Origin of the sequence: Chryseobacterium daecheongense (genome assembly GCA_027920525.1) — a bacterium.
Lineage (GTDB): Bacteria > Bacteroidota > Bacteroidia > Flavobacteriales > Weeksellaceae > Chryseobacterium > Chryseobacterium proteolyticum.
The window spans coordinates 2,445,764-2,468,045 of the sequence record CP115858.1 but is presented as its reverse complement, the minus strand read 5'-3'; the positions used below and the strand labels follow the sequence as shown (position 1 = coordinate 2,468,045).

Annotated in this window: 10 protein-coding genes; 6 read left to right on the top strand and 4 right to left on the bottom strand. The window is 37.5% G+C overall.

Translation table 11 applies throughout. The features are described 5' to 3' along the window. Window positions 1-68 precede the first annotated feature (68 nt). The 4 genes from PFY10_10870 to PFY10_10855 all read left to right on the top strand — a co-directional run bounded on the left by PFY10_10870 (window position 69) and on the right by PFY10_10855 (window position 15,288). A complete protein-coding gene (locus PFY10_10870; GenBank protein ID WBV54750.1) occupies window positions 69-2,087 on the top strand; it encodes a M43 family zinc metalloprotease in 2,019 nt (672 codons plus the stop codon). A 276-nt stretch (window positions 2,088-2,363) separates the two neighbouring features. After that, on the top strand, window positions 2,364-5,282 hold the full coding sequence (locus PFY10_10865; GenBank protein ID WBV54749.1) for a M12 family metallo-peptidase: 2,919 nt from the start codon (window positions 2,364-2,366) through the stop codon (window positions 5,280-5,282). A 360-nt stretch (window positions 5,283-5,642) separates the two neighbouring features. Further along, complete coding sequence (locus tag PFY10_10860; GenBank protein WBV54748.1) at window positions 5,643-8,663, top strand: M12 family metallo-peptidase; 3,021 nt, start codon at window positions 5,643-5,645, stop codon at window positions 8,661-8,663. Window positions 8,664-8,832: 169 nt separating this feature from the next. Beyond that, a complete protein-coding gene (locus PFY10_10855) occupies window positions 8,833-15,288 on the top strand; it encodes a GEVED domain-containing protein (protein ID WBV54747.1) in 6,456 nt (2,151 codons plus the stop codon). A 98-nt stretch (window positions 15,289-15,386) separates the two neighbouring features. Here PFY10_10855 and coaE read toward each other — a convergent pair whose 3' ends face one another. From coaE to ruvB, 4 genes are all read right to left on the bottom strand, one after another. Continuing rightward, a complete protein-coding gene (gene coaE, locus PFY10_10850; GenBank protein WBV54746.1) occupies window positions 15,387-16,016 on the bottom strand; it encodes a dephospho-CoA kinase in 630 nt (209 codons plus the stop codon). A gap of 7 nt (window positions 16,017-16,023) precedes the next feature. After that, window positions 16,024-16,890 (bottom strand): MBL fold metallo-hydrolase, encoded by an 867-nt coding sequence (locus PFY10_10845; protein WBV54745.1) that lies wholly within the window; start codon window positions 16,888-16,890, stop codon window positions 16,024-16,026. Window positions 16,891-16,911: 21 nt separating this feature from the next. Further along, a complete protein-coding gene (locus PFY10_10840) occupies window positions 16,912-17,523 on the bottom strand; it encodes an FMN-binding negative transcriptional regulator (protein ID WBV54744.1) in 612 nt (203 codons plus the stop codon). An 83-nt stretch (window positions 17,524-17,606) separates the two neighbouring features. After that, window positions 17,607-18,629 carry a Holliday junction branch migration DNA helicase RuvB gene (gene ruvB / locus PFY10_10835; protein WBV54743.1) on the bottom strand — a complete coding sequence of 341 codons (1,023 nt, stop codon included), beginning with the start codon at window positions 18,627-18,629 and terminating at the stop codon, window positions 17,607-17,609. A 148-nt stretch (window positions 18,630-18,777) separates the two neighbouring features. On the opposite strand from ruvB, the gene hutI reads away from it, so the two are divergent. Both hutI and PFY10_10825 read left to right on the top strand, forming a co-directional pair. Continuing rightward, window positions 18,778-20,007 carry an imidazolonepropionase gene (gene hutI, locus PFY10_10830; GenBank protein ID WBV54742.1) on the top strand — a complete coding sequence of 410 codons (1,230 nt, stop codon included), beginning with the start codon at window positions 18,778-18,780 and terminating at the stop codon, window positions 20,005-20,007. Between the two features lie 216 nt (window positions 20,008-20,223). Then, entirely contained in the window at window positions 20,224-22,221 is a 1,998-nt protein-coding gene (locus PFY10_10825) for a BCCT family transporter (GenBank protein WBV54741.1), read from the top strand. Window positions 22,222-22,282: the final 61 nt, after the last annotated feature.

Sequence of the window (22,282 nt, the reverse complement as noted above, 5' to 3'; positions counted from 1 at the left end):
TTATTTAAATATAGTTAAATATATTAATCTAAACTGATATATTTGCGAATCTTATAGAAATTTATAGAATGAAAAAATCTACTACTTTGAAATTTCTTTTTTTATTACCTCTATTTGCTACGGTTGCTTTAAGCGCTCAGAGCAAAAATGGAGCTGTTAAAAAGAAAGCAGACTTTGTAAGCAAATCTTCTGAAGAACTTACACAATCGCATGGTTTTGAAAGATGCTCTACAGTAGAGTATGAGAACTATTTGCAGGCAAAATTCCCTGGCAGAATGAATGCTGACCAATTTGAAGCATGGTTGGCTCCATTGGTTCAAAATGCTAAAGCTAATAAATCCCAAAATGGTAATATCATTACAATTCCTGTTGTGGTGCATGTTATCCATAATGGTCAGAATCTGGGAGTTGCTCCTAATATAGTTGATGAGCAGGTTATTTCTCAAATTACCGTAATGAATAACGATTACCGTAGACTTGCGGGAACTCCTGGTTTTAATAATAATGCAGTGGGGGCAGACGTGCAAATCCAGTTTGCTTTGGCTAAGGTAGATCCAAATGGAAATCCTACGAATGGTATTGATAGAATTAACTTATGTCAGGCTTCATGGGCAAGAGCTGATATCGAAACTTTTGTAAAGCCTGCAACTATTTGGGATCCTACCAAATACATGAATATGTGGAGTGTGAAATTTAGTGATAATACCTTGTTAGGATATGCGCAGTTCCCTTCTTCGTCAGGACTACCTGGCTTGAATGTACAGGGAGGTGAAGCTTATTCAGATGGTGTTGTGGCTAATTATGCAACATTTGGAAGCAGCGATTATAATGTAAATAATACATTCCTTCTTGGGGCTCCTTATGATAAAGGGAGAACGATGACACATGAAGTAGGGCATTTCTTAGGTCTAAGACATATCTGGGGGGATGCAAATTGTGGTGATGATTTCTGTGCAGATACTCCTACAGCTCATACATCCAATTATACTTGTAATCCTGCAATCGCAAGTTGTACCAATCCTTCTGTATTCGAAATGGTTCAGAACTATATGGATTATACGAATGATACCTGTATGAATATCTTTACAATCAATCAAAAAGATAGAATTACTGCCGTAATGAATAATTCTCCAAGAAGAATGGAGCTGAAGACTTCAATTGCAGATCAGCCAATTCCTTTATTTCCAAATGATGCAGAAGTAAAGCTTGAAAGAGAATGTGCTACAGCAACCTGTGCTACTACAGCAGCTCAAAATCCAAAAATATCTTTATATAATAGAGGAACAAGCCCATTAACATCTGCGGTAATTACTTACTCTGTAAATGGTAATTCGAAAACATACAACTGGTCGGGAAATCTTGCTCAGGATAAATACCAGATAATTACACTACCAATGGATGCTAATGTATTAGGTGGTCAAATGAATATCAATGTAACATCAGTAAATGGTACTACGGATCAAAGAGCATCTAACAGTAATATCACAGTAAATTATCTGGGAGCTGTAGTGAGAGCTGACGCTAATGTTGTATTTAATCTTCAGTTGGATCAATATGGTTCTGAAACAAGCTGGACTTTAAAGAATAGCTCAGGGGCTACTGTGGAGAGTGGAGGTCCTTATACTGATTCATCAACGGGAGCTCTTCCTGCCCTGAAGACATTTAACTGGACCTTAAGTCCTGATGAGTGTTATACATTAACAGTTAATGATGAATTTGGTGATGGATTCTATCCGTATGGAGGATATTACAATATTAAGTCTTTATCAGGAACAACCCTTCTTTCCGGATCTCATTTTGCTTCAACGCAAAGCAGATCTTTAAAAGTACAGGTACTGGGAACATCAGAATCTAACATTAAAAACAGTGGAATTCAAGTGTATCCTAATCCGGTAAATGATGTATTGAACATTACTAAAGTTTCCAATAAGGCCAATTTTGAAATTCATAATGCTGTTGGGCAACTTGTAAAGAGTGGTACTATAACCAACAATCAGATAAGAGTAGCTGAATTGGTGAAAGGGGCGTATGTCATTTCAATAAAAGATAATGCTATTTCAGAAAGCATTAAGTTTATTAAAAAATAGATTCAATAGAACAATAGAAAATACCTCAGTTTACTGAGGTATTTTTTTTACTTATAATTTAACAATTGCTTTTGTGAATTATGATTTCCAATTGCTTTATAGGACTGATTTTATTATGGGTTGAATGGTTTATTAAAAATTCAATAATATCCTGATATTTTCATTTAATAGTTTATAAGTATAAATAATTTTTTTGATTTTATTGATGTTTTGTAGTATAAATATGTATTGGTTTCATATTTTTGTTTAACCAAATTTTTAAAAAGATATTAATTTATGAAAAAACTATTTTCTACTTTATTTTGTAGTTTAATTGGGGTTTCAGCTTTTGCGCAATGGACTCCAACTAAATTTGAAAGAAGTGACAAACTTGAATCCACTAATGTGAGAAATTACTATAAGCTGGATCTCGAGAAAATTAAAACACAACTTAGAGGTGCTCAGGAAATGGGTGCTAATTCTAAACCGGTAGAGATTTTACTGCCTACTTTGAAAGGAAAGATCGAAAGATTTGCGGTGTATAGTTTCCCTGTAATGACAAAAGAATTTGCAGAGCAATACCAGCTGGGGTCTTATGTTGGGGTAAGCATGGATGATCCGGGTAAATATTTAAGATTTTCTGTGGCTCCTAATGATTTTCAGGCGATGATTATACAGGATGGGCAATATGAATTCATTGATGCTGTAAATGCTGATAAAACAGTATATGGTGTACATCCGAAAACAAAAAAAGAGGGAGCTTTTGTTTGTTCAACAAAAGAAAGTGCTGTTTCTCAGCAACAGATTAAAGAATTGTTGAAGGAAGGGAAATCCTTTGCCCATCAGCCTACTTCATTCTCTAAATCTTCTGATAAGAAATACAGAACGATGAGATTGGCTATGTCTGTGACCGGAGAATATACTCAGTATTTCGGAGGGGTTCCTCAGGCGCTTGCCCAGATTAATGCAACAATGACAAGGGTAAATGGTGTTTTTGAAAAAGATTTTGCTTTGCATTTAAATGTATTAAGTTATCCTGTTCTTATCTATGCAGATCCTGCAACAGACCCATATTCTCCTGCAGCTCAGATGGGGAACTGGAATTTACAGCTTCAAAATACACTGACTTCGGTGGTAGGAAATGCTAATTATGATATCGGACACTTATTTGGTGCTTCCGGAGGAGGAGGAAATGCAGGATGTATAGGATGTGTTTGTATAGATCCTACAACGGCAGAACCGGAAGGTAAAGGTTCCGGAATTACTTCACCTGCTAATAATGTTCCGCAGGGAGATTCTTTTGATATTGATTATGTTGCTCACGAAATGGGTCATCAGTTAGGTGGAAATCATACATTCTCGCACGGTCTTGAAGGAACGGGTGTCAATGTAGAACCAGGTTCAGGGACTACTATTATGGGGTATGCCGGGATTACAGGTCCGAATACTGATGTTCAGCCTCATTCTGATGCATATTTTCATATTGCCACAATCAAACAGGTGCAGGCTAATTTAATAGCTAAAACCTGTGATGTGGAAACTACGGTTGCTAACAACCCTCCAGTAATTGCAGCTTTACCTACATATAATATTCCTAAAGGGACAGCATTCGTTTTAACAGCTTCTGCTACAGATGCTGAAAATGATCCCTTAACATATACCTGGGAAGAAATGGATAATGCAAGTGTTACCATTAATAAGAATAATCTGGGGACTACTACTACCGGAGCTTCATTCAGATCTGTAGTTCCTACGACAAGTCCTACAAGATATTTCCCTAAATTATCCTCGGTATTATCAGGGGTTCTTAATAACTCAAATAACCAATGGGAATCTGTTTCCATGGTGCCAAGAACAACGAAATTTACAGTAACGGTAAGAGATAATAACCCTGCGGCTAATCAGCAGCAGACGCAATACGCCGATCAAACGATTATCGTGGGTAATACCGGTCCGTTTAAGGTTAATACTTTGTATCTTAATGGTGGCGGAGCTTCATCTTTAGAATGGGATGCTGCCAATACGACTGCGGCTCCTTATAGTGTTGCCAATGTGAAGATCGATTATACAACTGATAACGGGGCTACATGGACAGTGCTTGCTGCCACTACACCAAATGACGGTTCAGAAAACGTTACTTTACCTTCTGCTCTGAACGGGCAAACTATTAAATTAAGAATTTCAGCAATAGGAAATGTTTTCTATGCCGTTAAATCAATCATGGTTACTACTCTTGTTCCTTGTACGAGTGCGGCACCAATTAATATTGTTGTTTCTAATATTACAGCAAATTCTGCGGATGTTGCGTGGCAGCCAGTTGTTGGAGCTACATATAAGCTTCGTTACAAGAAGGTGTCTGAAACAGTATGGACATCGGTGGATGTAACTACTCCTTATACTACATTGAATGGTTTGATAGATGGTACAGCTTATGAAGTACAGGTGGCTACTGTTTGTAGTGGTACAACAGGAACTTATTCAGCATCCACAAACTTCACAACACAAAATTTAGCATATTGTACTTCTTCTGCAAATGATTCTACATATGAGTATATTTCTAATGTAACGGTTGCTAATATAAACAATTCGTCTCTGGCAAGTTCTTATACCAACTATACAACTAACCCTGCTTTACAGATCAATTTGGTTAAAGGCAGTACTTATCCGATTTCTGTAACTATAGGTGATCCTGATACTGATGCAGTTGCAGCATGGATAGATTATAACAGAAATGGAGCGTTTGAAGACTCTGAAAAGGTTCTTAATTTCCCAGTAGCTGCTATATCTGCTCCTGTTACCGGATCATTTACAGTTCCACAGTCTGCGGTAACAGGCCAGGCTTTAAGAATGAGGGTTATCCTTCGTTATTCAACAAGTGCCGGGGCTTCATTGGGGGCGGCTAATACCTGCGGAACTTTTTCTTATGGAGAAGTTGAAGATTACAATGTGATGGTAACATCTAATCTCGGAACTTCAGAATCTTACGTCAAAAATGAAGGGATCCAGATCTATCCTAATCCGGCGAATGATGTGTTGAATATTACTAAGGTTTCCAACAAGGCAAGTTTTGAGATTCATAATGCGGTTGGACAGCTTGTGAAAAGCGGTGTAATTACCAATAACCAGGTAAGGGTAGCTGAATTGTTGAAAGGAGCTTATATCATTTCAATAAAAGATAATACTATTTCAGAAAGTCTCAAGTTTATAAAAAAATAAATAATGAAAGGTGATTTTTATTTTGAATATTATTAATAATAATCACTGAATTTGTTTAATTAATTTTATATTAAAATATTTAACCCCTATATTTTACAGTATAGGGGTTTTTGTATGGATGTTGGTTTTTTATGATTACCTGGTGATATAAAAGTTTTTTGTGTTAATTGTTGTTAAAGTGATGTGTTTTGTTTTTTTTTTAATATGATTTTTTATCTTAAAAAAATGTGTTATTTTTTAACTAATTAGTTAGTCTTTTAGTTGTATTGAGTTTATCTGTATATTTATTGTGTTTTATGTAAAATATCTCTTCTATATTTTATATTTTTGTTAAATGTGAATTTAAAAATATATTAATTTATGAAGAAATTACTTACTATTTTGTTTTGTAGTTTAGTCGGTGGTTCTGCCGTTGCACAATGGACGCCAGCTGCTGCTAAACTAGATAACAAAAAAAGAGGTGGTGATGTAAAGGCTGTGGCTGTTGCATCTTATTTCAAATTGGATTTGAACCAATTAAGATCTCAATTGAAAAACGCGCAGGAAGCTGGGCGTAATGCTAAACCGGTTGTTGTTTCTATTCCGACACTGGATGGTAAGATTAAAAACTTTAATGTTTATAGTTTTCCTGTTGTGGTGAAAGAGCTTGCTGATCAATATGAATTAGGCTCATATGTAGGAACAGCAGTTGATGATCCTTTACAAAGTATCCGATTTTCTGTTGCTCCAAATGATTTCCAATCGATGTTATTCAATAATGGGAGTTATGAATTTGTAGAACCTGTAGACAAATCAACAGGATTATACTATGTGCATCCTAAAACAGCAAAAACAGGAGATAAAGCATTTGTATGTAGTACAGCAGAAGCTCCATCTTCCGTAAAGCAAATCGATGAATTGCTTAAAAAAGGCAAATCTGCATCAAGTCAGTTAGGCTTTACTAATAAAAGTTATGATAAGAAGTATAGAACACTAAGATTAGCAATGTCTGTTACAGGAGAGTATACCCAGTATTTTGGAGGAGTACCTCAGGCTCTTGCGCAAATTAATGCTACGATAACAAGAGTAAACTTTGTTTTTGAAAAAGATTTTGCTTTGCATTTAAATGTATTAAATTATCCGGCGCTTATTTATGCCGATCCTACGTCGGATCCATATGCTACTGTTACAAATGCCAATCAACCTCCATCTTCATGGAATACGTCTCTTAGAGATATACTGGCAACTAATGTTGGACAGGCTAATTATGATATAGGACATTTATTTGGTGCTTCCGGAGGAGGAGGAAATGCTGGTTGTATTGGTTGCGTTTGCCTTAACCCTGTAGGGACTACTTATGATCCTGTAGCGGGTTATGGGAAGGGGTCTGGTATTACTTCTCCTTTAACAGGGAGTGTAAATCCTAGTGCAGCAGCTCCGCCATCAGGGGATACGTTTGATATAGATTTTGTTGCTCACGAAATGGGACATCAATTAGGGGCAACTCATACCTTTGCTCATTCTTTAGAGAGTGCAGGAACAAATATGGAGCCAGGGTCAGGGTCTACCATTATGGGATATGCTGGTATCACCGGAGCTACTACTGATGTTCAGCCGCATTCTGATCCATATTTCCATATTGTAAGTATTGACCAGATTAATGAAAACCTGATTGATAAAACTTGTGATGTAGAAACTACAATTACCAATAATCCTCCTGTGATTGCAGATATGCCGGATTATAATATCCCTAAAGGAACTGCATTTGTATTAACGGCTTCTGCTACGGATGCAGAAAATGATCCTATGACGTATGCATGGGAAGAAATTGATAATGCCTCCGTTGAGATAGATAAAGATAACCTTGGGACAACAAGTAGTGGTGCCACTTTCAGATCTGTGAATCCAACGACAAGCCCAACCCGTTATTTTCCTAAATTAGAATCTGTATTAAATGGATATTTAGATAATAGCAATAATACCTGGGAATCAGTTTCACAAGTTGCCAGAACTACTAATTTTGCAGTAACTGTAAGAGATAATAATGCTAATCCTGCTCAACAACAATCAGATTATAATATTCAAACAGTTGTTGTTGGAAACAATGGTCCATTTAAGGTTAATACACAATATGCCAACGTCAATACTCCTACACCAATAGAGTGGGATGTTGCAGGTACTACAGCAGCTCCTTACAGTGTAGCAAACGTTAAAATTGATTATACAACAAATAACGGGACAACATGGACTGTGCTTTCTGCCTCAACACCTAATGACGGATCAGAATCTTATACGTTCCCGACTTCATTGAACGGGCAGGTGATTAAATTGAGAATTTCTGCTATCGGAAATATTTTCTATGCTGTGAAGCCTATTACTGTTGAAGCTTTTGCTCCTTGTGATGGTACGGCTCCTACCGGAATTACTACAAGTAATATTACAATTAACGGAGCAACGATCAGCTGGACTCCGGTAGCTAATGCAACATATAATATCCGTTATAGAAAAGTAGGGCAGGCTGTTTGGCAACAAACAACTTCTACTTCTCCAATAGTAACATTAACAGGATTAACAGATGGAACAGCTTACGAAGTGCAGATATCTGCAGTTTGTTCTGGAACTCCAGGTGCATATTCAGCTTCGACAAACTTTACCACTTCAGCTGTAACTTACTGTACTTCATCAAGTACAAGTGGACAAGTTAATTATATTTCCAATGTAACGTTGGGAACAGTAAATAATACTACTGTAGGAAGTTCATACTCAAACTTTACCACTAATGCTGCATTACAACCTACTTTGTTGCCTAATAGTACGAATTCAATAAGTGTTTCCGTTACTACAACAATCAGTGGTGCTTCAGTTAATGGTATGGCTGCATGGATTGATTATAATAAGAATGGGGTTTTTGAAGCTAATGAAAGAGTTTTAAATATGCCTGTGGTAGCATTACCGGTTGGAGCTACAGTTAAGACAGGAAACTTTACGGTGCCTGCAAGTGCTATGACTAATACTCCTTTAAGAATGAGAGTTGTTACTGTTCTGATAAATCCTGCAGGTATAGGCGCTACTATTCCAGATTCTTTTGCATGTGGAGGTTTCCCGAACGGAGAAGTTGAGGATTATAATGTGATCATTGCTTCTAATTTAGGAACTTCTGATACTGCTATTAAAAATGATGGTATCCAGATATATCCTAATCCGGCAAGTGATGTATTAAACATTACTAAAGTTTCTGATAAAGCTGCATATAAAATTTATAGTGCTGCGGGTCAGTTGGTAGACAGCGGGAATATCAATGGTGGAAAAATTAATGTTTCTGCTTTGATCAAAGGTGGCTATGTAATTACAATTGATGACAAAGGAAAAGATGTATTTACTTCCAAATTCATTAAAAAGTAAGATATTATTTTTATCAATAAAAAATCCTCAGGTAATCCTGGGGATTTTTTTATTTTGAACTTATAAAATATATTATTGTGAAATTTGTATAAAAAAAATGATTGTAGCCACAAATTAATAATGAAAAATGATTAGATTTGTGTAATTAATATAATATATTGAGAAGCTTATGAAGAAAATTTTTACTTCTTTCTTTCTTCTCTGTCTGTTTGTGGTCACCAGTGCACAATGGAGCCCGACATCTTTCAGAGGAGATAAAATCAGAGGAAGTTCTGAAATTAAGAACTATTACTCTCTAGACATTCCCTTATTAAAATCCCAACTGGCCAATGCACAGGAGACGGGCAAGAATGCCCGACCTGTAACAATTTCATTGCCAACCATGGATGGGAAAATTGAAAGGTTTGCCGTTTACAGCTTTCCGGTTGTTGTAAAAGAACTGGCAGACGAGTATCAACTTGGATCTTATGTCGGAGTCGGAATCGATGATCCGGGTAAGTATCTGAGGTTCAGTTTAGCGCCGAATGATTTTCAGTCTATGATCATCAAAAACGGGATCGCTGAATTTGTAGAACCTCTAAATAGAGAAAAGACAGTTTACGGTGTGCATCCGAAAACTGATAAGAGCAAAGAAGGTTTTCTATGCTCCATGAATGAAAGTCTTTTGGATAAGGAAGAGATCAATAAACTTTATCAGAAGGGATCTGCATTTAGCAATCAGACCACTAATTTTGCGAAGTCTTCAGATAAGAAGTACAGAACGATGAGATTGGTAATGTCTGTAACAGGAGAGTATACCCAGTTTCATGGAGGAACAGTTCCTGGGGCGATGGCGGCTATTAATGCAACGCTTACCCGGGTAAATGGTGTATTTGAAAAAGATTTTGCATTACACTTAAATTTACAGAACTTTCCGGGTGTAATTTATACCAACCCGGCAACCGACCCCTATTCTCCGGCTGCTGCAGGAGCTGGAGGTGCATGGAATCTAGAATTGCAAAATACTTTAACGGCTAATGTAGGTAATGCCAATTACGATATAGGGCATTTATTTGGTGCTTCCGGAGGTGGAGGTAATGCAGGATGTATCGGATGCGTTTGCGTAGATCCAACTACAGGAGTTCCGAAAGGAAAAGGATCTGGATATACATCGCCAGCAGATGGGATTCCACAAGGAGATAATTTTGATATTGATTATGTTGCCCATGAAATGGGTCATCAGTTAGGAGCAAACCATACATTTTCTCACGGTCTTGAAGGAACAGGGGTGAATATGGAACCCGGTTCTGGATCCACAATTATGGGGTATGCAGGAATTACCGGAGCTAATACCGATGTTCAGCCTCACTCAGATGATTATTTTCATATCGCCAGTATCAAGCAGGTACAGGCTAACCTAATTTCTAAAACCTGTGATGTTGAAACTACAGTTGCCAACAATCCTCCTGTGATTTCTGCATTACCAACTTATAATATTCCTAAAGGAACAGCATTCGTATTAACAGCTTCTGCCACCGATGCGGAAAATGATCCAATGACCTATACCTGGGAAGAAGTGGATAATGCAAGCGTTACTATTAACAAGAATAATTTAGGAACAACAACTTCAGGTGCAACCTTTAGATCTGTATTGCCAACGACAAGTCCAACAAGATATTTTCCTAAATTATCTTCTGTGCTTGCCGGAGTTCTTAACAATTCGAATAATGGATGGGAATCTGTTTCTAATGTTGCGAGAACAACCAAATTCTCTGTAACAGTAAGAGATAATAGTCCCATTGCGAATCAACAGCAGACACAGTTTGCTGAACAAACAATTATCGTAGGTAGTGCAGGACCTTTTAAGGTTACAACAGCAACAGCTTATAATAACGGACCAAGCACTGTAACCTGGGATGTGGTAAATACCACAGCTGCTCCTTATAGTGTTGCTAATGTTAAAATAGATTACACTACGGACAATGGAGTTACCTGGAATGTTTTGGCGCCATCTACTCCTAATGATGGAAGTGAAAGCTTAACTTTTGGAGCTTTAACATTAGGGTCTACCGTGAAAATCAGAGTAAGTGCGATCGGAAATGTATTTTATGCCATTGGCAGTGCTACAGTAGCGAGTTTAGCTGCATGTACTGGAGCTGCGCCGACTGGTATTACAGTTTCTGCAGTTACTCAGACTCAGGCTACTGTTTCCTGGGCAGCTTCTGCCGGAGCAACTTACGTTGTTCAGTATCGTCCTGTTGGAAGCACAACATGGATTACAGTAAATGCAACGACCAATACTACAGTATTAACAGGTCTTACGGATGGAATTCAATACGAAGTTCAGGTTGCTAATGTATGTTCAGGAACGCAGGGTACTTTCTCTGCCTCTGTTAACTTTACAACACCGGGACTAAACTACTGTCAGATGCAGTCAAGCAATTCTAATGATGAGTATATTGCTAATGTTACAGTAACACCTACGGGGGCTGCCGTAATGAGTAATACTTCTTTAGGAACTACCTATACTGATTACACGACGACACCAAGTGCTTTGATAAATCTTGTGATCGGGTCTGCTAACAATACAATTTCTGTTTCGAAAGGGTGGACGGGTAGTACATATAGTGAAGCTGTGAATGTATGGATTGACTTTAACCGAAACGGAATTTTTGAAACAAATGAACAGGTAATGACTTCTCCGGCAAGTACAACTACACCGGTTACAGCTACATTCCCAGTTCCTGCCAATGCATATAATGGACCTTCTACAACAAGAATGAGAGTGGCTCTAAGCTTTAGCTCTCCTTCTGTGATGTGTCAGAACTTTACTTATGGAGAAGTAGAAGATTATGCTGTGAAATTAATTCAGCCTATACCTTGTACAAGTAATGCTCCATTGAATTTAAGCGTAACAAATATTACGGCTACATCAGCTTACGTAATGTGGGACCCTGCTGTAGGAGCAACCTATATACTTGAATACAGAGCTGTTGGCGCAACCGCATGGATACCTGTTCCATTAACAACCAGTGCTTATACGATTACAGGTTTAACAGAATCTTCACAGTACGAAGTTCGTGTGGCATATATTTGTTCCGGGACTACTGGAACGTTTACAGCTCCTGTTCAGTTCAGTACTCCGGCGGTTAACTACTGTACAGTAACAGGTAACAGTACTAACGGATATATTTCAAATGTTAAGATGACTCCGACCAATTCATATATTATGAATAATGATTCCGGAGCAAACTCTTATACTGATTATTCCGTTGATCCAACTAAATTGATTACGTTAGTACGTGGATCTGCAAATAATGCAATTTCTGTGAGCAAATCATGGATCACACCGAGTACATTCCCTCCGTCTCTGGCTGTCGGAGCATGGATCGATTTTAACAGAAACGGAATTTTTGAAAACAATGAAAGGGTAATCAACAGTACAACAAGTACTACAACTCCGATTACGGCAACATATACGGTTCCAAATACATCGTATAATGGTCCGCTTACCCTTAGAATGAGAGTCATCATTTCTTCATCAAATATCAATGATCCATGTGTCAATGTTACTAATGGTGAAGTAGAAGATTATGCAGTTAAAATTGTAGACCTACAACCATGTTCTACCGCTGCACCTTCACCAATTTCTGTAACAGGTGTTAGTGCATCTACTGCGACGGTTTCCTGGTTAAACTCTACAGGTGCTACTTATGTATTAAGATATAAGGCTACAGCAGCAGCAGCCTGGACAACCGTTAATCCTGTTCCGGCGCCTGGAAATACCTATACGATCCTTAACTTAAATGCAACCACTGCTTATGAAGTACAGGTGGCAACCATCTGTGGAGGAAATCAGGGACCTTGGTCTACATCTGTGAATTTCACCACACTGGCCGTTAGTTACTGTAACTCCGGTACTGCGACTGTAGGTGACGGATATATAAATAATGTAACTGTTACTCCAACGAATTCGATTATGATGATCAATAATTCTGGAGCAACGACGTATACAGATTATTCTACTGACCCTACTAAACTTATCACATTTGTTCGCGGTTCTACCGGAAATAATATTTCTATTGGTAGAGTGATCTTATCAAGTACTTATGCTACATCAGTATGGATTGATTATAACGGAGACGGCGTGTTTGATAATGGTACGGAGAGAGTAATGAATCTTGGATATTCCAGTACTACTCCTGTGACTGCTACTTTCACGGTTCCTGCTAATGCATATACAGGAACGAACATTGTCAAAATGCGTGTTATCGTATACTATAATACAATTGATAATGCATGTCAGAACTTAACAAGTAATGGTGAAGTAGAAGATTATGCAGTTAAATTTGTAGACATTCAACCATGTACGACAGCTCCTCCAAGCAATATTACAGTGTCCAACATTACTGCGACTACTGCTAATGTTTCCTGGTTAGCATCTACGGGGGCTACTTATGTATTAAGATGGAGATTAGGGGCTACAGGAGCATGGACAACAATTGATCCTGTACTTGCACCTGGAAATAGCTACACGATTACTGGTCTTACCGAATTAACCGGATATCAGGTACAGGTTGCCACAAAATGTAGTGGTACATTAGGTGCCTTCTCTGCTTCAATTCCATTTACAACGACTGCTATCAGTTATTGTAACATGACAGGAACAGGAACCAATGATTATATAGCTAATGTAACAGTGACTTCTGTAAATCCGGGAATTGCTCCAATGAGTAATACCTCATTACAGACAAACTATATCAGTTATACTACACCAGCTACGTTGATTAACCTTGAGCTTGGCTCAACGGGAAATAAAATCGCCGTAACTAAAGGATGGGCAGGAGCAACCAACAGTGATGCTGTAAGTGCCTGGATCGACTTTAACCGAAATGGGGTATTCGAGACAAATGAACAAATCATGGCAGTAGCTTCCAATTCAACAAGTACTGTTAATGCATTGTTCAATGTTCCGTCTACTGCATACAGCGGACCTCTTACAACAACAATGAGAGTGGTGCTAAAACGTTCCAGTTCTCCTGTAATGTGTCAGGTAGCTGTGAATGGTGAAGTGGAAGATTATGCAGTGAGAATAAGACCATGTGCAACAGGTACACCTACAAATCTTGCGTTTAATACGATTACCCATACTTCAGCAATAGTAAACTGGACTGGTGTAACCAATGGGCTTACCTATATTTTACAGTACAGACCTTTAGGATCTACTGCGTGGACGAGTATTAACGTTTCTACTCTTCTTGGTAACCCTCCAATTCAGTTAACAGGTTTAACTCCTGCTACTACTTATGAGGTGCAGGTTGCTGCAAGCTGTGGTACAACACCAGGTACATTTACTGCGATTAAAACGTTCTCTACCAGATGTGATCCTACGCCTCCTACTGTAACAATCAGTAACGTAACAACAAACTCTGCATTAGTAACATGGGCACCAATTGCGCCAAGTTCAACGTATGTATTAAGATACAGAGTCGTGGGAACAACCACGTGGGTAGATGTAACTGTACCGGTAACACCAGGGAACTCTTATCAGTTGACAGGATTAAGCCCTTACACTACTTATGAGGTTCAGGTGGCTAACAAGTGTGTGGGTGAGACTACAATCAATCCATATTCAAATCCTAAAGTATTTACTACGGAAAGGACATGTGAATTACCACCTCCGGGCTTAACCATTACTAACCTGACTCCTACAACAGCTGTTGTCGTTTGGGATCCATTCCCGGGAGCTACTTATATCTTAAGATACAGAAAAGTAGGTATTCCGAGTTGGACAACGGTTCCGGTGGCTACCAATACACTTACTCTTACGGGATTAACAGAGCTGACGAAATACGAATTACAGGTTGCTAATATTTGTAGCGGTACTCCTGGTACGTATACACAGCCATACTTCTTTACAACACCTACCGTTATTTATTGTCAGATGTCGTCTGGAAGTTCAGTGAGTGAATACATTTCAAACGTTACGGTAAAACCTACTGGTAAACCGCAAATGTCAAATGATTCAAATGCTCAGAATTATTCAGACTTTACCGGAGATCCTACCAAGTTTATTGAATTGATTCAGGGATCTACGGGTAATGAGATTTCAATTGCTAAATCATGGACAGGAACAACGAATAATGAAGGTATTGCCGTATGGATAGATTTCGACAGAAGTGGAACATTTGATCCTAATGAAAGAATCCTTGTGTCTTCGCCTAACTCAACAACCCCTGTTAAAGGAACGTTCAGTGTACCTGCGGATGCATTCATCAGCATGACGGATTTTAAATATGTTGTGATGAGAGTTGCCATGCAGAAAGATGCGATTCCTGTGAATTGTATAAGTTTTGCAAACGGAGAAGTTGAAGATTATACCGTAAGAATTTCTAAGCAGGCAGTACCTAATCCTGTTAACCAGACTGAAATTCTGATCTATCCTAATCCGGTAAGCAGTATATTGTATGTGAAAAATATTAGCAAGAAAGCTAATTATAAGCTATACAACGCAGCAGGTCAGCTTGTTTCCGGAGGAATTATCCTCAATAATAAGATTGATGTAAGCGGATTGATAAATGGAGTATATGTTATCGATATCGATGATGTTCAGGGCACAGCTCAGAAGAAGTTTATCAAAGAATAATTAAATTATTTACTATTAAAAAATGAGCTCTCAGAAATGAGAGCTTATTTTTTTACATAAAAAACTCGTTAGAATTATTTTCTAACGAGCTCTTTTTTTTATTCTATTTCGAAGATGGTGCGTTCTGTCCGCTCTTTTAAATCTTCTAAATTAGTGTCATTATAGATGATATAATCAGCAAGCCTTATTTTCTCTTTTTCGGGCATTTGCCGCTCCATAATAGCCTGTACTTCGCGATAGGTTTTGTTGTCCCTGTCCATTACCCTTTTTATTCTTATGTTGTCTTGTGCAGTTACTAAAAGTGATTTGTAGCACTGCAGATTAAGCTTTAATTCAAATAATAAGGCAGTTTCCTTAAAAACTAAATATTTTGACTGTTCTTTTACCCATTGTTCAAAATCAATTCGTACAGCGGGGTGTATGATTTCATTTAATTTTTGCAGTAGATCCGAATTATTAAAAACTTTGTCTGCAACATATTTCCGGTCATAAAGGCCGGTATTATCATAAGACTGTGCTCCTAAGAGCTCTTTAATCTTTTCTTTTAGGGTATCATTGTCATTGACAATGGTTTTTGCTCTGTCGTCAGAGTAATAAACCGGAAATCCGCATTCTTCAATAAAATGGGCTACCGTTGTTTTTCCTGAACCTATTCCACCAGTAAGGCCAATGATCTTGGGTGCTGGTTCCGGTTCTGCTTTTTGTGTTTCTGAATTCAATTCTTCCATACTTCAATTAATATCCGAAAACGTCATTAAAACTGTGAACTTCATCAAGCCTTACTCCTTTATCTGTCATTTTCAGACTGGCCAGCTCATTATGTGCGTCATGCTCGAAAAACAATAAATATTCGTTATCGACACATTGCTTTAAAAATTTTCCTTTTTCCTCCATTGTCAAGAGAGGTCTTGTATCATATCCCATCACATAAACCTGGTTGATATGTCCGGCTGTAGGGATAAGGTCTGCAGCAAAAACGATTGTTTTTTCCTGATATTGAATTACAGGAAGCATTTGCTTTTCGGTATGTCCGTCAACAAAAATAACATCCATTTTCAAGTCCGGGGCGAAACCATAGTTTCCTGTCGTTGGTAGTGGTAAAAAATTCAGTTGACCACTTTCCTGCATAGGAATGATATTTTCTTTTAAAAAACTTGCTTTTTCTCGCGGATTAGGCTCAGTAGCCCATTGCCAGTGGTTTTCATTGGTCCAGAAATGAGCATTTTTAAAAGCCGGTCTGTACCCCGTTTTATCGTTATTCCATTCGATGGCTCCTCCACAGTGGTCAAAATGAAGATGGGTAAGAAAAACATCAGTAATGTCTTCCTTTACAAAGCCATATTTTTTAAGGTTTTTATCTAAATTATCATCTCCCCAAAGAGAATAATGTCCGAAAAATTTCTCATCCTGTTTATTTCCCAGACCGCAATCCACTAAAATCAGTTTCTTACCATCTTCAATAAGCAAAGATCGAGTTCCCAGTTCTATCAGGTTTCTTTCGTCTGCAGGATTGGTTTTTTCCCACAGACTCTTTGGGACGACTCCGAACATAGCGCCGCCGTCCAGCTTAAATTTTCCACATTGTATTGGATATAGCTTCATATAATATTATGTTTTATGTATTTAATTTTTGTTAAGTTTCATTTTTTCAGCAATCTTTTTTCCCTGCTCATCCGAATTTTCAAGATGGGAAATAATATTTTGATAATCTTTTTCTTTCCTGTTTTGGGAAAGTTTTTGTTTAATAAAGATCTCCGTTGGTATTACTTTTATTCCAAATGCTCCTTTCATTTCTTTTTCTACAAAATCTTTACCCATATCCTTTACCAGTACAGGGCATTTTTGAAACTTTTCATACTTATTGGTTAACTTTTCCAGATGCGCGTAAAGTTCTTCATTATTCATAAGTTCTACTTTACCATGAATTTGTACAGCTTCATAATTCCATGTTGAAACATTGATATGATCATACCAGCTACTGGAAATATAAGTGTGTGCTCCTAAAAAGTCACATAATACCTCATCTCCTTTTTTCAGTGTTTTTGCCTGTGGATTGGCTTTGGAAATATGAGTTTCAATATAAATGTGATCCGGATCATCCTCATTAAGCATCATCATGGAATGAGTGGCCCGTATCTTGTCGACTGAAGAGATAAGTAAAGCGAAAGCATTGTCTCTAATGATTTCACGCATTACATTATAATCCTCACTTCTGTATAGCTTCGGTATAAACATTAATTAATAACTCTTTATATTTCTTATCATAAGGCTAAAAGATCAACACCTTTATCAGCTCGATTATATTTTAAATAACAAGCCTAAAAAAGCTCCCCCGGATTTTTAGGTATCGGAATCTGCAAGTGTTTATAGGCTTTTTCTGTCACCTCTCTTCCCCTTGGGGTACGGATAATAAATCCTTCCTGAATTAAGAAAGGCTCATAAACCTCTTCCAATGTCTCCGGGTTTTCAGCGATAGAGGTTGCCAGTGCTGAAATACCTACAGGTTTTCCTTTAAAATTTTCAATCATGACACGCATGATCTTGTTATCCATTTCATCCAACCCAAATTCATCAACATTCAGAGAATTGAGCGCATATTTTGTGATATTGATCTCTATTTCTCCATTACCTTTTATTTCTGCAAAATCTCGTACCCTTCGCAATAAAGCATTGGCGATTCTTGGAGTTCCGCGGCTTCTTCTCGCAATTTCAATGGCTGCATCCTCGTAAATTTTTACTCCAAGAACTCTGGAACTTCTTATGATGATCATGGATAAAAGTTCTATGGTATAATATTCAAGCCTGCTTTGGATACCGAATCTCGCCAACATGGGCTTGGTAAGCATTCCGCTTCTTGTAGTTGCTCCAACCAGTGTAAAAGGATTGAGTCCGATCTGTACACTCCTTGCATTAGGACCTGTTTCCAGCATAATATCAATCTTATAATCTTCCATCGCAGAATAAAGATATTCTTCCACAACAGGTGATAGACGGTGGATCTCATCAATAAAGAGAACGTCATTTTCTTCCAGATTGGTTAAAAGGCCGGCCAGACTTCCCGGTTTATCAAGAACTGGACCTGATGTTATTTTACAATTCACACCCAATTCATTCGCAATGATGTTCGCTAATGTTGTTTTTCCAAGTCCCGGAGGCCCGTGAAGAAGAACATGGTCGAGGGCTCCGCCTCGCTTTTTAGCCGCAGTTACAAATACTTCAAGATTTTCCAACGTCTTTCTCTGTCCCGCAAAATCCTTAAAACTCTGGGGACGAATCTGTTCTTCCTGCATGAGCTCTTCATGAGAAAAGTTTTCCTTATCTGGATGTAAAAAATCAGGCATTAATTCATTTCATTTACCTCAAAGATAGGAATTTTAGACTTAGGTTGGGGAAAAGGTTATGCTAAAAAATCAAGGTTAAAAGATATTTTTTAAGTATTTTTGGAATGGAAATTTAAATCCCAATACAATATTTTCTGACCATTTACTTATGAAATTAATAGGACCATTTAAGCAAATCATTACACTCGCTAATCTTTCACTGAGAGGAAAATTATCTGATCAACAACTTGAAATTATAATTGACGGAGGCATTTTGATTGAAGGTGAAACCATTCAGAAAGTTGGAAATTTCGAAGAATTAAGATCTAAATATCCCAATGTAACAATTGAAGAGGTTGAAGGTGAACAGATTGTGCTTCCTGCTTTCATAGATTCCCATACTCACATCTGCTTTGGAGGAAACAGAGCAAATGATTTTGCTATGAGAAATGCAGGAAAAACTTATCTTGAAATTGCTGAAAGCGGAGGAGGCATCTGGAGTTCTGTACAACATACAAGAAATGCGTCAGAAGAAGAGTTGCTTAAAACTTTATCAGAAAGGATCAATTTTCTTATTTCATTGGGAATTACAACCATTGAAGTGAAAAGCGGCTATGGTCTGGATGTGGAAAATGAGCTCAAGATGCTGAGAATAATAAAAAAAGCACAAACATTAACCAAAGCCACATTAATTCCTACCTGTCTTTCCGCACATTTGAAGCCGAAAGATTTTGAGGGAGACAATAAAGCTTATTTAGATTTTATTATCACAGAAATTTTGCCTAAAGTAAAAGAAGAAGGACTTGCTAAAAGAGTTGATATTTTTATTGAAAAGTCAGCATTCCAACCGGAAGAAAGTAAGGATTTTTTATTAAAAACTAAAGAGCTCGGTTTTGAAATAACTGTTCATGCAGATCAATTTACTCCCGGAAGTTCAAGGATTGCAGTAGAAGTAGGAGCACAGTCTGCGGACCATTTAGAGGCAACAATTGATGACGATATCATGTTTCTTGCTCATTCTAATACAGTGGCCACAGCACTGCCCGGAGCGAGTTTAGGACTGGGGGAGAAGTTCACTCCGGCACGAAAGTTGTTGGATGCAGGAGCTATTCTTGCAATAGCCAGTGACTGGAACCCGGGTTCCGCACCAATGGGTAACTTGATTACCCAGGCTTCCATTTTAGCAACATACGAAAAGTTAACGACCGCTGAAGTTTTAGCAGGTATTACATTTCGTTCAGCATATGCTCTGGGATTAGAAGACAGGGGAAGGTTAGAAAAAGGATTAAAAGCGGATTTTGTAACTTTTAAAACCGATAATTTTCAAAACGTATTATATAATCAGGGAAGTTTAACCGCTGAAAATATTTATATCAATGGGGAAAAGTGGAAAGTGTAATATAAAGTACCTTTTCTCCCGTTTATCTTATTATAAGTTTCTTAATATGCTCCTGTTATTTTTCCATGGGTGAAAAGTAATTCTGTAGTTCCTAAGTGTACTGATAAAGAAAGATCATATTATTTTTCTTACTTTTTGAATGCTTTTGTTGCGGCTATGCCTGAATAATGTATCAATAATTTAATTTGAAAAATAGATATGATGAAATTTCGAAGTATGCGATCAACATTTAATAAAGGAGTAACAATTCCAAGTCTTATTTTTATTATAGGAACTTGTTTTCTGTCAGCTCTTTACCCGAAATCTACAGAAAGTATCTTAAATGGAATTAAGGAATTCATTTTTGTTAACCTGAATTGGGTTTACGTTTGGGCAGTCACCATCTTTGTGATTTTTCTCGTGTACCTTATGTTTAGTAAATATGCTAATATAAAACTGGGAGCCAATGACAGCAAGCCGGAGTATTCTCTGTTTTCATGGATTTCGATGCTGTTTGCTGCAGGGATGGGGATTGGTTTAATATATTTTAGTGTAGCGGAACCTATGCAGCATTACTCCTCTGAAGTTTTTGGTAATAACCATTATGTAAACAGGGCGAAACAGGCACAGCTTTATACCTTTTTTCATTGGGGAATCCACGCCTGGGCCATTTATGGGATTGTAGGATTATCACTTTCTTATTTTGCTTATCGATACCGGTTGCCACTTTCCCTGAGAAGTTGTTTTTATCCTTTGCTTAAAGATAGAATCAATGGAAAATGGGGAAATGTTATTGATATTTTTGCCCTTTGCTGTACCTTCTTTGGAATTACCACTACATTAGGTTTTGGGGTCGTTCAGATCAATTCCGGCTTACACATATTGGGAGCAATCCCGGAAAATAAATTCATATACCAGATCATTATTGTTTTCATTCTCATTTCTCTGGCGGTCTTTTCGGCGATCAGCGGGGTAAACAAAGGTGTTAAGATATTGAGTAATATCAATGTCATCAGTGTAATTGTTCTTCTGTTGTTTGTACTGATATTAGGACCAACCGTTTACTTGATCGGAAGCTTTACCGAAGGTTTGGGAAATTATATCAATAATTTTTTCGATCTTACCTTTAGTACCCATGTTTACGAAAAAGATACACTGCCATGGTTTTATGACTGGACGATTTTATATTGGGCATGGTGGATTTCATGGTCCCCTTATGTAGGATTGTTTATTGCGAGAATCTCAAAAGGAAGAACCATTAAAGAATTTATTCTGGCTGTTTTAATACTGCCTACATTATTTAATTTTATATGGATGTCCGTTTTCGGGAACAGTGCCATTTGGTTTGATTTCAATATCGCGCATGGTAAGTTGAGCCAATTTGCATCTGATCCTGATGCTTTAATGTTTCGTTTTCTCGAATACATGCCTTTATCTACCATTACAAGCTTCTTCGTCATCGTTATCATTATAATCTTTTTTGTGACTTCAGCAGATTCAGGAATATTTGTAATGAATAGTATCGCAACCAAAAATGCGCAGAAATCTCCAAAATGGCAATTAATATTCTGGGGGCTTTTGCTAGCTGTACTGTCACTATTATTGCTTAATGTAGGAGGCCTGAAAGCACTCCAGAGTATGACATTAATCACTGCTCTTCCATTTTCAATTATTGTACTTTTATTCATTGTAAGCTTAATGAAGGCGCTGATCATCGATCAGAAATATTATGACAGGAACTTTTCGGCTTCTGCAGTTCCATGGTCCGGTGAATTCTGGAAAGAACGTTTGAAGCGTATTGTTTCCTTTAAGGACAACTCATCCGTGGATAGCTTTATCCATACCACAGTGAAAGAAGGGTTTCTGGAGCTGCAGAAAGAATTTGCAGATAATGGGATTGAAGTGAAGATGAATTACGGCGATAATCCTACAAAAATAGAAATAGAAATTCATCATGGAGTTGTAAATAACTTTATTTATGGAATTAAAAACCAGGAAAAGACGGTATCAGAATATATTATCCATGAGGAAAATCTTCCGGACCTGGAACATAATACCACCCATTATCCGAAATCATATTTTGGTGATGCAAGAGAAGGTTATGATGTACAATATTTTACTAAAAATGAATTGATCTCCGACGTTCTGAAACATTATGAGAGGTTTCTGGAGATTGTATCGGAAGAAAAGAATGAAATGTTTATCAGCAGCAATGCCAATCAGAATAAAGTATAAAAAGGAACATCGTGTAATTGATTAAAAGGAGTTTGAGTATATGCACAATATTATATAGTTT